General features: G+C 68.2%; 12 protein-coding genes. 7 read left to right on the top strand and 5 right to left on the bottom strand.

All coding sequences use genetic code 11. From position 1 onward, the window contains the following. The 5 genes from P3W85_RS10445 to P3W85_RS10425 all read left to right on the top strand — a co-directional run. The coding region (locus P3W85_RS10445) for a methyl-accepting chemotaxis protein (protein WP_276264730.1) at positions 1 to 357 on the top strand (357 nt) is incomplete at its 5' end. A gap of 94 nt (positions 358 to 451) precedes the next feature. After that, positions 452 to 1,276, top strand: coding sequence for an alpha/beta fold hydrolase (locus P3W85_RS10440; protein WP_017224888.1), 825 nt, complete (start codon positions 452 to 454; stop codon positions 1,274 to 1,276). 572 nt (positions 1,277 to 1,848) lie between these two features. Further along, positions 1,849 to 2,295 (top strand): ferric iron uptake transcriptional regulator, encoded by a 447-nt coding sequence (gene fur, locus P3W85_RS10435; RefSeq protein ID WP_017224887.1) that lies wholly within the window; start codon positions 1,849 to 1,851, stop codon positions 2,293 to 2,295. 92 nt (positions 2,296 to 2,387) lie between these two features. After that, positions 2,388 to 2,657 (top strand): hypothetical protein, encoded by a 270-nt coding sequence (locus P3W85_RS10430; protein WP_017224886.1) that lies wholly within the window; start codon positions 2,388 to 2,390, stop codon positions 2,655 to 2,657. Positions 2,658 to 2,778: 121 nt separating this feature from the next. Beyond that, positions 2,779 to 3,573, top strand: a complete 795-nt coding sequence (locus P3W85_RS10425) for a MipA/OmpV family protein (protein WP_017224885.1) — start codon at positions 2,779 to 2,781, stop codon at positions 3,571 to 3,573. 46 nt (positions 3,574 to 3,619) lie between these two features. On the opposite strand, the gene P3W85_RS10420 is transcribed toward P3W85_RS10425, so the two are convergent. Beyond that, positions 3,620 to 4,546 carry a DMT family transporter gene (locus P3W85_RS10420; RefSeq protein ID WP_276264729.1) on the bottom strand — a complete coding sequence of 309 codons (927 nt, stop codon included), beginning with the start codon at positions 4,544 to 4,546 and terminating at the stop codon, positions 3,620 to 3,622. A gap of 368 nt (positions 4,547 to 4,914) precedes the next feature. On the opposite strand from P3W85_RS10420, the gene P3W85_RS10415 reads away from it, so the two are divergent. Beyond that, a complete protein-coding gene (locus P3W85_RS10415) occupies positions 4,915 to 5,232 on the top strand; it encodes a PadR family transcriptional regulator (protein ID WP_017231257.1) in 318 nt (105 codons plus the stop codon). Between the two features lie 297 nt (positions 5,233 to 5,529). On the opposite strand, the gene P3W85_RS10410 is transcribed toward P3W85_RS10415, so the two are convergent. The 4 genes from P3W85_RS10410 to P3W85_RS10395 form a co-directional block, all read right to left on the bottom strand. Then, positions 5,530 to 6,549, bottom strand: coding sequence for a putative 2-aminoethylphosphonate ABC transporter substrate-binding protein (locus tag P3W85_RS10410; protein ID WP_017231256.1), 1,020 nt, complete (start codon positions 6,547 to 6,549; stop codon positions 5,530 to 5,532). A gap of 52 nt (positions 6,550 to 6,601) precedes the next feature. Further along, positions 6,602 to 8,356: a putative 2-aminoethylphosphonate ABC transporter permease subunit gene (locus P3W85_RS10405; protein WP_276264728.1), complete on the bottom strand. Its 1,755-nt coding sequence runs from the start codon at positions 8,354 to 8,356 to the stop codon at positions 6,602 to 6,604. Beyond that, positions 8,353 to 9,462, bottom strand: a complete 1,110-nt coding sequence (locus P3W85_RS10400; protein ID WP_276264727.1) for a putative 2-aminoethylphosphonate ABC transporter ATP-binding protein — start codon at positions 9,460 to 9,462, stop codon at positions 8,353 to 8,355. Before P3W85_RS10400 ends, P3W85_RS10405 begins: the two co-directional genes overlap by 4 nt. Before the next feature lie 158 nt (positions 9,463 to 9,620). Further along, positions 9,621 to 12,854, bottom strand: a complete 3,234-nt coding sequence (locus P3W85_RS10395; RefSeq protein ID WP_276264726.1) for a bifunctional diguanylate cyclase/phosphodiesterase — start codon at positions 12,852 to 12,854, stop codon at positions 9,621 to 9,623. A 271-nt stretch (positions 12,855 to 13,125) separates the two neighbouring features. Between P3W85_RS10395 and P3W85_RS10390 the strand changes: the two genes are divergently transcribed. After that, positions 13,126 to 15,039, top strand: a 1,914-nt coding sequence (locus P3W85_RS10390) for a sensor domain-containing diguanylate cyclase (RefSeq protein WP_276264731.1), incomplete at its 3' end; no start/stop codon positions are given.

The following is a 15,039-nucleotide window of genomic DNA, read 5'->3' as shown; positions in this document are numbered from 1 at the left end:
GTGCGCAGCCTGGCCCAGCGCAGCGCCACCGCCGCCAAGGAGATCAAGGCGCTGATCGGCAATTCCGCGCAGCGCGTGGACGACGGCGCGGCACTGGTGGAAACCGCGGGCCAGGCCATGGATGAGATCGTGGAAGCCGTCAAACGCGTCACCGACCTGATGGGCGAAATGCGGGCCGCCACCGAGGAACAGACCGGCGGCATCGAGCAGGTCAACCAGGCCGTCACGCAGATGGACCAGATGGCGCAGCAGAACGCCGCGCTGGTGGAACAGGCAGCAGCGGCAGCGGCTTCGCTCGAGGACCAGGCAGACGCGCTGCACCGCGCGGTCGGCACGTTCCGGCTGGCAGGCGCCTGAGGCCGGCACGGTGCAGTGAAGAGCCGTAGTTGGCGCAGGCCTAGGCTCTTCGCGCTAACATTGGCCACCTCCCCAGCACCGGCCAGGATGAACCATGCCTTCCAATCATCGAATTGCGTCCGGCCGCGCCACGCTGGCTGCGGAAGTCGTCGGCAGTGGCGATCCTGTCGTCTTTCTGCACGCCAGCGTCTGCGATAGCCGCATGTGGCGCGCGCAACTGGATGGCGTCGGCGCTAACCATAAGGCCATCGCCTACGATCGGCGGGGCTTTGGCAAGACCCGCGCGGAAAAGGAGGACTTTTCTGCCGTCGCCGACCTGATGGCGGTGATTGACGCCACGGCGAACGGCACGCCTGCGATCCTTGTTGGATGCTCGCAGGGTGGGCGAATCGCGCTCGACGCGGCGCTTTGGCATCCATCCTGTGTCCGTGCCCTGGTTCTCATTGCGCCCACCGTGAGCGGCGCGCCCGAGGCGATCTATCCGCCTGAAATCAAGGGCCTGCTGGCCCGGCTGAAGGAAGCCGAAGCGGCCGGCGATCTGGATCAGGTGAACGCGATTAAAGCTCGCCTTTGGCTAGACGGTCCACTGGAGCCCGAGGGTCGTGTCGTGGGTCAGGCTCGCCGGCTGTTCCTCGACATGAACGCCATTGCGCTCCGCTCGCCGCCGACCGGGTCGGACCTTGATGTCGCGCCCGCCTTCCATCGTTTGGGCGAGATATCGGTGCCATCGCTTGTGATTTGGGGTGACCTCGACTTTCCCCACATTCAAGAACGATCTCGTCATATTGCAACTGTGATGTCGAACGGGTCGGGCCATGCGTTGACCGGCGCCGCCCATCTGCCGAGCCTGGAGCAACCGGCGGACATCACGGGCCTGCTCGCGGGGTTCATCGATCGCTGCCCTGGCCGCCAGGGATAGGTCGGTCGGGACTGGGGCGCTGACCTTCACGCCTCGCCAGGGTGACCGTCCGCGATGGGTCGCCCAGAAACTCTCGCACTCTCCCAAAACAAGATGCAAATTCCTCTTGTAATGAGATTAATTCCCATTTACCATAGCTTCACTGTCTGACGCGCGGCAAGCAGAACAAGCACGGCGCCAGACACCGGAACACGGCAATACCAGCAAGGCCAGCGGCAGGTCCGCGGCAACCAGGAATTTGCGGTGTCGCAATGCGGCATCCATCACCGTCTTTTGTGGGGACCGCTCCGTACCGCGGAGCGTTTGGCAGTAGCCAGTCACCGGAGGATCGGGAAAGCAACCAGACCCCGCTTTCCCGATCGCCTCTTCGGCCGACAAGCCAAGCCATTTTTTTATTCCGCGAGTCGTGCCAGCACGGCTTGCATCAGCGGGCGGCCTTCCGGCCTGGAAGCCGCCCGCTGCATTCCTGCGGCCCGGAAAGCAGACGTCCGCGCGAAGCGTGTGGGCGGCGCGGCCGGCCGGAGCACCGTCATTTCCGATCGATGCGCCCTGCCCGGGCGCCAAGCCGTAGCATGCTGATGCCTTCCGACAGTACCGATCCCATTGACCTCAAGCGCGCCGGACTCAAGGCAACCTCGCCACGCGTGCGCGTGCTGGAAGTCTTCCGTGCCAGCCAGCGGCGGCACCTGAGCGCCGAAGATGTCTACCGTGCCCTGCTGACGCAGGAAGTGGATGCCGGCCTGTCCACCATCTACCGCGTGCTCAACCAACTGGTGCAAGCCAACATCCTGCTGCGGCACAGCTTCGAATCGGACCATGCCGTGTTCGAGCTGAACGAGGGCGGCCACCACGACCACCTGATCTGCGTGTCCTGCGGTCGCGTGGAAGAATTCCGCGACGAAGCCATCGAGGCGCGCCAGCGCGAAGTGGCCACCGCCAACGCCTTCGTGCTGCGCGAACACATGCTTGTCCTGTACGGCCTTTGCCCGGCATGCCGGGCCGACAAGGCAATCAACTAAACCGGCCATCGGTTCCCCTGCCTGCTCTCCCGGAACCTCGGCCTTGCCCGGCCCCGCTCGCCGCGGATGCCGGTGCGCAACCGGAGTCCGTCATGCCGCGACAGATCAAACCCCTGCCTGAACTCAAGCGCCTGCTGAGCACCTGGCTGCGCGAGCAGCCCGGATGCCAGGATTGCCAGTTGCGGGCCGTGTGCGTGCACCGGCCCGACCATACCGGCTGCAACTGGAGCGCCGAGGTGGATTTTCCTGAGCGCAGCGAGGAGGAGGCGGTCGGGAGTTTGCCGCTGGCCCGCCGGGTGGTTGTGATGGTCAGGGAGCAGTTTAATGTGGAGGGGCTGGTTGCGGCGGGGCCGCTGGGGTGACAGTGACCGTGGGGGAGAAAACACACCCCCGGCGCGGGCAGTGCCACACCGGCCACATCCGGCTAAAATCCGCCCTTGCCCGCGCGCAGCGCGGCCCACAGACCGCCTCCGCGCCTACCTCATGCCCATCCCCTCCGTTCCACGCCGCGCGCTCCTGGCCGTCGCCCTCTGCCTCGGCGCCACAGCCGCATGGGCCGAGACCGATGTCCAGGCCACGGCCCCCGCCAGCAACTGGAAGATCTCCGCCGGCCCCGGCGTCTACGTCGCGCCGAACTTCCCCGGCTCCCGGAAGTCGCTGGTCTACCCGATCCCCTACCAGGACATCGACTACGGCGGCCGTTTCTTCTCGCGTGGCTTCGATTTCCTTGGGGTCTACGCCGTCAACAACGATATCTGGCAGGTCGGCGCGGATTTCCAGCTCGACCCGACCTGGCGCAGGAGCAAGGACGACCACCGGCTGACAGGCCTGGGCGATGTCAATATGACGGTGCGGGCGCGGGCGTTCGCGCAGGCGCAGGTGTCGTTCGTGACCTTCTCGGCGGATGTGGCGCAGGATATCGGCGGCCAGGGGCAGGGCCTGATCGCCAACGGCGATGTGCTGTTCAGCCTGCCCGCGGGCAAGTGGCTGTTCACATTGGGGCCGGGGGTGACGTGGACCAACGGCAAGTACATGCAGACCTTCTTTGGCGTCACGGCGGACCAGAGCGCCCGCTCGGGCCTGCCGACGCATGCCGTGCAGGCTGGCCTGCGCGAATGGCACGCGAACGGCATCGTCACCTACGAGATCTCGCGCAACTGGTCGGCGCTGGCCTCGGTGACCTTTGCCCGCCTGCAGGGCGACGCTGCCAGCAGCCCGATCACCGAGCGGCGCCAGCAGTGGACCACCATGGGGGCGTTGACCTACCGCTTCCGCTAGGAGCGCGCCTGGCGCAAGCACAAGGCACCAGGCGCCGCACCCGTCCTCAGGGCCGGCCCGGCCTGGGCGCTGGCGCGGTCCCGGTTGGGGTCGGCGCGGCGGGCCGCAGCACCAGCCAGACCGCCATGCCGATCAGCGCCCCGCCGGCGGCATGCGCCCACGAAAGCTGCTCGCCGAGGAAGAGCGCGCCCCATACGATGCCGAACGGCGGAATCAGGAACGTCACGGTCAGCGAGCGCACCGGGCCCAGGTCCGCGATCAGCCGGTAGTACAGGATGTAAGCGATGGCCGTGCAAAGCATGCCCACCGCCAGCATCGCCATCCAGACACCGGGTCCGGCAGCCGGCAGCGTGTTCTCGCGCGCCAGTGCGACCGCGCAGAACGGCAGCAGGAACAGCGTGGCGCCAAACATGCTGCCGGCCGCCACCAGGCGGCTGTCCAGCCCGCCCTGCGCGGTAATCCAGCGCCGCGCCAGAAAGCCAGCGAGGCCATAGCAGGCCGTGGCCACCAGGCAGGCCCCGGCGCCGAGCAGCACCTGCGGCGAAAACGCCACCGGCCCGGTGCGGGTCAGCACCGCCACACCCGCGACGCCAAGCACCACGCCGCCAGCCTTGGCCAGCGTCAGCCGCTCGCCGAAGCACAGCGCGCCGATCAGCACGCCCATCAGTGGCGTCATCGCATTGAACACCGCGGAGTAGCCAGCCGGCAGCCACAGCGCCGCAAACGAGTACATGGCAAAGGGGATGCCCGAGTTGATCACGCCCAGTGCCATGACCTGCCGCCATTTACCCCGCATATCCCAGCGCACGCGCATCAGCGCCAGGCAGCCGGCCAGCGTCGCGGCGCCGATCAGCACGCGCAGGAATGCCGTGGCAAACGGCCCAAGTACCGGCGCGCCGATCCGCAGGAACAGGAAGCTGGCGCCCCAGATGGCGGCAAGACTAAGCAAGCGGATCAGATCGGTGGGTCTCATGGCGGCGGGGGCGGAAAGGCACAAGATGCGGCAAAGGCGAGTGCCCGGATTAGACCCCGGCTCGGGAAGGGCCGCAAGCTGGTTTCGGACATATCCCTGGCCTGTGGCTATGCCTCAACGTACCCACCGGTCACTTGGCGTTGCGTGATGGCAATGTGCTCGCCCCACTTAAGGAGGGGGTGGTACATGAGGCGCGTGACAATCCGTATTGAATTATTTTAAAATCTGATCTGCGCCAGAGTTAATTGACCCCTCCGACGCATTCCCGACAAGCCGCCACTCACGTGGTGGCTTCTTTTTTTGCGGCGCGCAAAGCACAACTATAAAACAGCGTCAACCGCAATGGGAGATGCCGCGTTTGCAGCGACATGAAACGACAGTTCCTTGGCTTGCTCGCCCGTATCTACGTCCTTCAATTCGCCGTCGAGGTGCCGGCCACGGTGGCCATGCTCGCCGAGATGTTGATGGAATACGGCTTCCAGGTGGATATTGGGTCCGTCCGCCCCTTGCTGCGCGCCTTGCAGATGGAAGGCTACATTGAAAGCGTGCTGCGCGACGGCATCGGCCGTGTCTACCTGATCACGGAACGCGGACGGGAAGAACTGCGCAACAGCCGCAGCCACGTTGACGACCTGTATCGCCGGCTGCACTCGCGCAACGATTCTTCCGAAACCTCCCACGGCTGATCGCCCGCGGCGCGGCCGACACGCCGGCCGCCATCGCTCATGCCCCGGTGCACGTCCGCGCAGCCCGGCCGTGCACGCTGCCCCGCCAGCGCCATTCCCGCCACGCCATCCCCGAACAGCGCATGCAATGTGCCCCCCGGCACGGGCAGCCGAGCCGCAACACTTCATGCGGCGAATAGCGTACCCGTTTCTGCGTGGACCAACATGCTTCGCATCAATGGCAGGGCCCGGAGAGGCAGTGCGCTGTGACGCCACCTGCCCGAGCCTGCCGGCTGACGCGGGGCCAGCCTTGCTGGCTTACTTCTTCTCAGCCTTGCCTTCGTACCGCTTGCTCCACTCGGCCAGGATGCGGTCGCGATTGGTGCTGGCCCAGTTGAAATCGTTCTTGATCAGGCGCTTCTCGTAATCGGCCGGCAGCAGGGCATCCGGCTTGGCGATGCCCGGGATGGCCAGCACCGCGAAGTTCTTCTCGTACAGCGCCATGGCTTCATGGGAGGCGGAGAAATCCGCCAGCCTGCGCGCCGCTTCCAGATTCCTGGTGCCCTTGACGATGGCAGTCGCCTCGATGTCCCAGCCCAGCCCTTCGGACGGCAGCACGATGTCGATCGGCGCGCCTTCCTTCTTGGACTTCATGGCACGGTACTCGAACGCGATGCCGATCGGGAATTCGCCCTGCGCCGCCATCTTGCAAGGCTTGGAGCCCGAGTGCGTATACAGGCCGATATTCTTGTGCAGGGCATCCATATAGGACCAGCCCTTCTGCTCGCCCATCATCTGCAGCCAGGCGCTTACGTCCAGGTAGCCGGTGCCGGACGAAGCCGGATGCGGCATGACGATCTTGCCGGCGTAGACCGGCTTGGTCAGGTCGGCCCAGGAGGCCGGCTTGGGCAAACCCTGCTTCTGCGCCTCGATGGTGTTGAAGCAGATCGCCGCGCCCCACACGTCCATGCCGACCCAGGCCGGCGGGTTGGCGGCGCTGCGGTATTGCGCATCCACCGCGGCCAGGTTCTTCGGCGCGTACGGCTGCAGCATGCCTTCCTTGTCGAGGATCGCGAGGCTCGAGCCGGCCAGGCCCCACACCACGTCGGCGCGCGGCGCGGCCTTCTCCGCCAGCAGCTTGGCGGTCACGATGCCGGTGGAGTCGCGCACCCACTTGATCTCGATATCCGGGTTGGCCTTTTCGAAGGCGGCTTTGTAGGCGGCGATCTGGTCGGCTTCGAGCGCGGTGTAGACCGTCAGCACGGTGTTGGCATGGGCTGCGCCGGCCAGCAGCGCGAAGGCGGCCACGGCAGTGGCGGTACGGAACAGGTAAGGCATGGTTTCTCCTTGGGAAGCGTGTCTTGATGTCGGGCGAATATCGGGGCAGGTGTCAGCCTTGCGGGGCGCGCCAGGCTTGCGTGCGGCCCAGCCAGCCGCGCGCGGCGCCCAGCAGCAGCAGGCAGGCCAGCGCCGAGGTCAGCAGGATCAGCGTGGACATGGCCGCGGCAGGCGCGGTATCGCCGGCGTCGTCCATGTTCAGCACGGAGATCGCGGCCAGCACGGTGTCGGGGCTGTAGAGGAAAACCACCGCGGACACCGTGGTCATGGCCGAGACGAACAGGTAGCGGAAGATATCGATCAGTGCCGGCAGGCAGATGGGCACCGTCACGCGCCAGCAGGTGACCAGCGGCGCCACGCCCAGCGACAGCGCGGCGGCTTCGAATTCGGCATCGAGCTGGCGCAGCGCGGCGGCGGCGGTGAGATGGCCGGTGGTGTAGAAGTGCGCCACATTGCAGAGCACCAGCAAGGTCATGGTGCCGTACAAGGTGTGCAGCGGATTGGACGGCGCGTTGAAGAAGAATACGTAGCCCAGCCCGAGCACCAGCCCTGGTACCGCCATTGGCAGCACAAAACCTGCCCGCAGCACGCCGTGCAGCCAGGCCGGCCCGCGCGTGCGCTCGGTCAGCCAGGCGCCGAAAAAGATCGCCAGCGTGCCGGCCAGCGCGGTGAAGGCCGCCATGCGCAGGCTGTTGCGGTAGGCCAGCCAGCCGCCGCCGTCCATATTGTCGAAGTCGTAATGGGCCAGCGTGAGTTCCAGGTTGTACGGCCAGAGCCTGACCAGGGAAGCGCCCACCGCCGCGGCCAGCACGGTCAGCAAGGCGGCGCCGATCGCCAGCACCACCAGCGTGCAGAACGCATCGCGCAGCGGATCGCGGCCCGGCACGTACACCTGCGAGCGGCTCGACATCTGTGCGCGCTGGCGCCGCTGCATGGCGATATCCACGCCGAAGGTCAGCAAGGCCGGCAACAGCAGCAGCATGCCGATCAGGGCGCCGCGCGCGAACTGCTGCTGTCCGACCACTGCCTTGTAGGCCTCCAGTGCCAGCACCGGATAGCCGCCCCCCACCACCTTGGGCACACCGAAATCCGTCACCACCAGCGTGAGCACCAGGCAGGCCGCGCCGAACAGGCCGTGGCGGGCACCCGGCAGCGTCACCGTCAGGAAGGTGCGCCACGGCGAGGCACCCATCGCGCGCGCCGCCTCGTACAGGCGCGCGTCGGCCAGCGACAGCGCGGCCATCAGCACCATCAGCGCGTGCGGAAAGGTGTAGAAGGTCTCGCCCAGCACAATGCCCCAGAAGCCATAGATGCCGCCCGCGCCAAAAGCGCCCTTGAATATGCCCTGGTTGCCGAACAGGTAGACCAGCGCGATACCGGGCAGCAGCGAAGGCGCGAACAGCGGCAGCAGGGCAATGCCCCGCCATAGCGGCTTGAGCGCGATACGGGAGCGCTGCAGCGCATAGGCAAAGCCGAATGCCAGCGGCACGACCAGTGCGGCCACGGTCAGCGAGACCGCCAGGCTGCGCCCCAGCAAGGGTACGAAGTTGGGATTGGCGGCCAGCTCGGCCACGCGCGCAGGCAAGGCCCAGTGTCCGGCATCGTCGAACCAGGCTTGTCCGAACAATGCCAGCAGCGGCAGCACCAGCGCCACCGCCAGCCCGGCCAGCCAGAGCCATTTCATCGCGGCCGGCGTGCCATGGGCGATCCGCTCCGGCAGGCTGGCGCCGCCGCGCGCGAAGCGCCCCCCATCGGCGGCGCGGCCGGCCTGCGCCACTGCCGCCACCGCAGGCTGCACGCGCCTCATGCGAACACCTGCAGGGCCTGGCTGGGCAGCGACACCCAGAACTTGTGGCTGCCCGGCGCCGGCAGCAGGTGGCGCTCCTCGCGCAGCACGTCGGCGAACAGCGTCTGCCCCGGCAGGCGGTCGGCCTCCAGCAAAAGCCGGTAGCGGCTGCCCAGGTAGGTCTGATCGACAATGCGCGCCAGCAGGCGGTTGGGCTCGCCTTCGGCCGGATGCAGCCTGACCGCCTCGGGACGGCAGCACAGCCTTGCCGCACCCCCGGCATTGCCGGCGGCCGTGCCGGCACGAGCGGGCGATACCGCCAGTTCCAGTTCGCCCACGGTAAAGGTCTCGCGTCCGCTCAGGCGGCCCGCCAGCCAGTTGGCCTGCCCGATGAACTCGGCGACGAAGGCCGAGGCCGGGCGTTCGTAGATCTCGCCGGGCGTGCCGGTCTGGGCAATGCGTCCGCCCTCCATCACCGCGATGCGGTCGGCCATCGCCATGGCTTCTTCCTGGTCGTGCGTGACCATCACCGTGGTGACATTCAGGCGACGCTGCAGCTGGCGCAGTTCCAGCCGCAGGTGCTCGCGCACCCGCGCATCGAGCGCCGACATGGGCTCGTCCAACAGCAGCAGCGAAGGGGCCGGCGCCAGCGCGCGCGCCAGCGCCACGCGCTGCTGCTGCCCGCCGGAGAGCTGCCCGGGATACTTGCGCTCGCTGCCGGTGAGCCCGACCAGCGCCAGCATTTCGCCGATGCGCGCCTCGCGATGGGCGCGTCCCATGCCGCGGCCCTGCAGGCCGTAGGCCACGTTCTGTGCCACCGACAGGTTCGGGAACAGCGCGTACGACTGGAACAGGATGCCGTAGTCGCGCGATTGCGGCGGCAGGCCGGTCAGCTCGCGCCCACCGGCATGGATGCGCCCGCCATCCTCGCGCTCGAGCCCGGCGATAATGCGCAGCAAAGTGGTCTTGCCGCAACCCGAAGGGCCCAGCAGGCACAGCAGTTCGCCCTGCGCCACCGACAGCGACACGCCGTCCAGCGCCTGGAAGCCGCCGGCTCCCCCAAACCGCTTGCTGACCTGCTCCACCGCCAGGAACGGACGACCCGACGCGGCCTCGACTGCTTGCATGAACAACCCTTTATGCCACCATGACAGCCGGCAGCATAGAGACCGCGCATGCCAGCAGTGTGGCAGTTGGGCAAAGATTCCCGATGCAGGTATAGGCGGTTTTGGGAATAGCCGGGCGGGGCTTGGCCCGCGCTGCTCCGGCGGCTGGCGGCTGGCGGCTAGCGGCCGGCTGCCAGCACCGGGGCCGCGGCGTGCATGATCGCCTCCCCGCCTGCCGCGCAGATCTCCATCAGCCCGCTCAGGGGCACCGCCTGGCAAAACAGGTAGCCCTGCACCGCGTCGCAGCCATGCTCGCGCAGGAAGGCGAACTGCCCCGGCGATTCCACGCCCTCGGCGACCACCTGCAGGTGCAACTGGTGCCCAAGGGTAATGATGGCGGCGGCCACCGCCTGGTCATGCTCATCGTGCGCCACATCATCGACAAAGGATTTGTCTATCTTCAGCTTGTCGATCGGCAGCCGCGTCAGGTAGCTCAGCCCGGAGTAGCCGGTGCCGAAATCGTCGATCGACAGGCCCACGCCCAGCGCGCGCACGCGCTCGAAGGTGTCGATGGTCTTGCTGCCGCCCTCGATCAGGATGCCTTCCGTGACCTCGATGGTCAGGCTCCCCGCCGGCAGGCCGGCCGCCGTCAGGCACTGCTTGACCATGGCGGGGAAGCCCGCCTGCCGCAACTGCAGCGGCGAGATATTGACCGCCACCTCCAGTTCGAGCCCAAGCTCGGCGCGCAATTGCTGGATCTCGCGGCAGGCCGTGGCCAGGATCCATTCGCCCAGCGGCATGATCAGCCCGCTCTGTTCGGCAATCGGGATGAACTCGGCCGGCGGGATCACGCCGCGCTCGGGCGTGTTCCAGTGAATCAACGCTTCCACGCCGACGATGCGCAAGCTGGCGGCATCGACGATCGGCTGGTAGCGCAGCTTGAATGCCTGTGCGGCAAGCGCGCGGCGCAGCAGGCCCTCGATGGTGAATCTCGCCATCGACGCCTCGGCCATCTCGCTGGAAAAGCGGCTGAGCTGCGCGCCGCCGCGGCGCTTGGCCGCGTACATGGCCGCATCGGCGTTCTTGAGCAGGTCGGCAAGGTTGTCGCCGTCGTCGGGGCAGATCGCCATGCCGATCGACGGCGTCACGCGCAGTCGCTGGCTGCCCAGTTGCAGGTCTTCGGACAAGCGCTCCAGGATCTTGGCGGCGACCAGTTCGGCCTCGCTGTCCTGGCTCACCGCGTCGAGCACCACCACGAACTCGTCGCCGCCCATGCGGGCCACCATGTCGGCATGGCGCACGGCCGCCTTGAGGCGGTCCGCCACGATGCGCAGCACCTCATCGCCCATATGGTGGCCGAGCGATTCGTTGATGCGCTTGAACTGGTCGAGATCGAGCAGCAGCAGCGCGATGCGCTCACCCTTGCGCAGCGCACGCTGCAACACCAGCTCCGTGCGTGCGTGGAGCTGGGCGCGGTTGGGCAGGCCGGTGAGCGCATCGTGATGGGCCAGGTGCCGGATGTACTCGTCGGCGCGCTTGCGCTCGGTCAGGTCATGCGCGATGGCGAGATAGCCCCCCGCGTCGGAGGCCGGCATGCCATCGGCAACGGCAGCCCCCATGCCCGGCGCCGCTGCATCGGCGCCGGCTGCGGCACGCGCAGCGGGCAGCGCGGTCAGGGTCAGCTGCACCGGCAGGCCCGAGCCGCCCTTGCGGACGTAGGTCCACTCCTGCTCGTCAGCCAGCCCCAGGCGTGCCTTGCCGATCACTGCCGGCAGCCCCGGCGCGACCGGCTCGCCCAGCTCGCTGGTCAGCGCCACGGCGCGGGCCGCGACTTCCCTGGGGTCGAGGAAATCGAGATAGCGCATGCGCCCGGCCACCTCGCTGGCCTGGTACCAGAGCATGCGCTGGCCAGCGCGGTTGATATCGGTCACGATCCCGTCGCGGTCGAAAGTGATGACGCACAGCGCGGTATGGTCGAGCACGCGCGCGCTGCGCCCGGCCGCCTCTGTCGCGGCAAGCTCGGCGCGGCGGACGGCACTCAGGTCGGTCACCACCCACAGCACCCGGCCGGGGCCGGCGGCAGGCACTGGCGTCGCCACCACGCGCACGGGGAAGAACGTGCCGTCGGCCTTGCAGGCACGGGTTTCGACCCGCCGTTCCGGCCCCGTCGCGACCAGGGTGGCAGCGTCGGGCAGCAAGGTGGCGATGGCCGTGCCGGCGAACTGGTCGGGCGCCCTGCCGAACAGTGCCGAGGCGGCGGCACCGGCGATCTGGATCCCGCCATCGGCGCCGCATACCAGGAAGGCATCGCTGGCGCTGGCCAGGCCCGCGCGCTGCAAGGCACCATCGGTCTGCCGGGCATGCCGGACCCGTGCCGCGAGCCGCCAGGCCTGGCGCCGCTGGCGGGCCAGCACCAGCGCCAGCCACGCCAGCAGCCCCGTGCCCACCGCGCCGGCCAGCAGCGCCAGCGCGGCACGCCGCGGGCGATGGGCCGCTTCGAAGGACAGCGTGCTGGCGGCATGCAGCGTCCAGACACGGCCGCCGAACCACAGTTCTCTCTCCGCCCTCAGCAACGGCGCGCGCGCCGGGCCGGGCGCCGCATCCGCCGGCTCGGCATCACCGGCCAGCAAAGCACCGGGCCGCGCGTCGCGTCCGTCGTAGAGCGTCAGCGACGCGGCGCCAGCCGCCGGCAGGCTCACGCTGCGCAGCACGTCTTCCAGCCGCAGGGAGGTATAGACATAGCCGGTCACGGCCTGTTGGCGCTGGACCAGGGTATTCAGCGGCAAGCCGTTGGCGTAGACCGGCAGGTACAGCACGACGCCCTGCTGGGACGCCTGCGCTTCGCTCTCGCTGGTCAGCTGGAGGGCGCTGGTGACCCGCGCCTCGCCAGTGTCGCGGGCAGCCTCGGCCGCGGCCCGCCGGGCGGGGTCCGTGAGGATATCGAAGCCAGGCACGCGCGCGATGCGGCCGGCGAACGGCTCCACGTACACGATGGGGGCGTACAGCTCGCGCTGGCCGCGCGGGTAGACCTCGAAGGCCGGCAGGCCCTCGCGGTGCATCGATTCGACCAGCCGGTCGATGTCCCCGCGCGGAGTCAGGCGCACATAGCCGATGGCATTGGTGCCGGGCGGCAGGTCGTCCAGTTGCGTGGTGTACAGGTAGTTGCGCCACTGCGCGCGGGTAGCCCCGGGGTCGGCTGCGAACAGGCCGGAGGTCCCGCGCAGCAATTGTTCGTTGTCCTGCAGGCGGGATTGCAGCGCGGTAAAGACCGGCGAAAACAAGGCCTCGAACTCGTCGTGCGCCGCCTGCCGCTCCAGCCCGCGCAGGCTATGCCAGGCGCCGCCCGTGGCGAGAACGCCGGCGGCGGCGACCAGCAACGACAGCAAACCGGGCGAAAGTGAGGGCAGTTTCATGAATAAGGGGTGCGGATAGGAGCCCTCGATGGCCGCGCCCCGCCTCCGCAGGGCCAGAAGGCACTATACCGCGCCAGCAATGGCTCGCCCAGTCCCGATGCCGGTGCGTAACGTACGGCGCCACACGAAACCGCACGCCGCCGCCGGACTCGCGCGGGGCACGCGGTTGTGGTAGGGTTGGCGCACCCGCAAGCCAGCCGGAGCCCGATTCCGGCTGCGACGCGGGTCGGCCGCCCAGATGGCGCGCGCCATCCCCGACACCGCCGGCCGCATGCCCCACGTTTCGCTTTCCCTGAAGGCGCGTCTTGCGCTGATTAGCACCCTGCTCGCCGCCGCCCTTGGTACCGGCATCGTGCTGGCGTCCCTGTATTGCGCCCACGACGACCTGCTCGCCGCGCTGCAGGACCAGCAGGATTCCATCGTCAAGCTCGCCGCCAGCCAGCTCGACACGGCGATGAACGACCGCATCACCCTGCTGTCCCATATCGCTCCGCAACTGGAGGGACAACTGGGGCGCCCCGCCGCCGATCTGCGCCGCCTGCTCGAGAGCCGGATCCCTGTACCCGGCAGCTTCAATGCGTTCATGCTGGCCGACGCCCATGGCCGGATGCTGGCGCCGGACGGCACGCCGGTGAATATCGCCGACCGCGACTATTTCCGCGAAGCCGCTCGCACCCTGGGGCCGGTGATCACGCCGCCCATCCGCGCCCGCACCAATGGCGCCATCGGCGTACTGGTCGTGGTGCCGATCGTCTCCGCACAGCGCGAATTCCTTGGCCTGCTGGGCGGCTGGCTCAACCTGACGAGCGCCAACTTCCTGGTGGAAATCACCCATAACCGGCTCGGCACCACGGGCTTCTACTGCCTGGTATCGGCGGGGCGCGCGCCGGTCTATGTGCGGCACCCCGATCCGGCCCGGGTAGACCAGCCAGCGCACGCGCAGGGCGATACCTGCGGCGTCGAGGGTCATGGGGGGCTGTTCGAGTTCCTGGCGCCGGGCCGGCCGCTGATCTCGCGCTACCTGATGGAGAGCACCGGCTGGGAACTGGTGGCCGTGCTGCCAGCGCAGGAGGCTTTCGCGCCGTTGCGCGCCATGCAGCAGCGCTTCGTGCTGCTTGCGCTGCTGTCGCTGGCGGCAGTGGCCTTGCTGATCTGGCTGACCGTGCGAAGCCTGCTGGCGCCGCTGACGCGGCTGCACCAGGTAGTACGCGAAAGCGCGTGCGACCTTGCCGCCTATGAACGGCTGCCAGCACAGCAGGACGACGAGATCGGCGACCTCGCGCGCGCCTTCGGGCAGTTGATGCGGGATGTGAACGAGCGGCGCGAACAGCTCGATCTCAGCGAGCGCCAGCTACGCGCGGTCACCGATACGCTGCCGGCGCTGCTCGCCTTTATCGGCCCCGACGAGCGCTACGCCTTCAACAACCTGGCCTACGAGCGCACCTTCGGCATTCCCGTTCGGGAGCTGCACGGCAAGACCGTGCGCGAGGTGATCGGCGAAACGCGCTACGCGCGCGTCCGGCCGTTCCTGCAGAAGGCCCTGGCGGGTACCGCCGTGACGTTCGAACTCGAGGAGAGCGATCCCGAATACCGCTGCATGGAGACCAATCTCCGCCCCGAATGGAGTGCCGACGGCAGCCACGTGGAGGGCGTGCACGTGCATGTGCAGGACGTGACCCAGCGCAAGCTGGAAACCCTGCGGCTGTCGCGCATCTCGCGGCTGGACCACCTGACCCAGCTGCTTAACCGCAGCGCCTTCGAATCGCTGCTGCAGACAGCCATGAAGCGCAGCCGCGACGACGATCGCCTGATGGCGCTGCTTTACCTGGACATGGACCGGTTCAAGGCCGTCAACGACTACCACGGCCACATCACGGGCGACCTGCTGCTGCAGGCCTTCGGACGACGGCTGCAACGCTGCGTGCGCGAACGCGACGCGGTAGCGCGGCTGGGCGGAGACGAATTCGCAGTGGTGCTGGAAGAGATCGGCAGCGCGGCCAATGCGCAGCGCATCGCGCAAGCCATCCTGGAATCGGTAAGCCGGCGCTTTTTCATCGACGGCGTGTTTGCCGATGTCGATGTGAGCATCGGCGTGGCGCTCTACCGGGGGGCGCCGATGCCGGACCAGGAGTTGATGCGGCAGGCCGATACCTTGCTGTATCGCGCCAAGGCGGCAGGGCGGGGG

The sequence above is a fragment of the Cupriavidus basilensis genome (assembly GCF_029335485.1).
Lineage (GTDB): Bacteria > Pseudomonadota > Gammaproteobacteria > Burkholderiales > Burkholderiaceae > Cupriavidus > Cupriavidus basilensis_E.
Note: the sequence above shows the minus strand (reverse complement) of the source record. Positions and strands in the feature narration are given on the sequence as shown.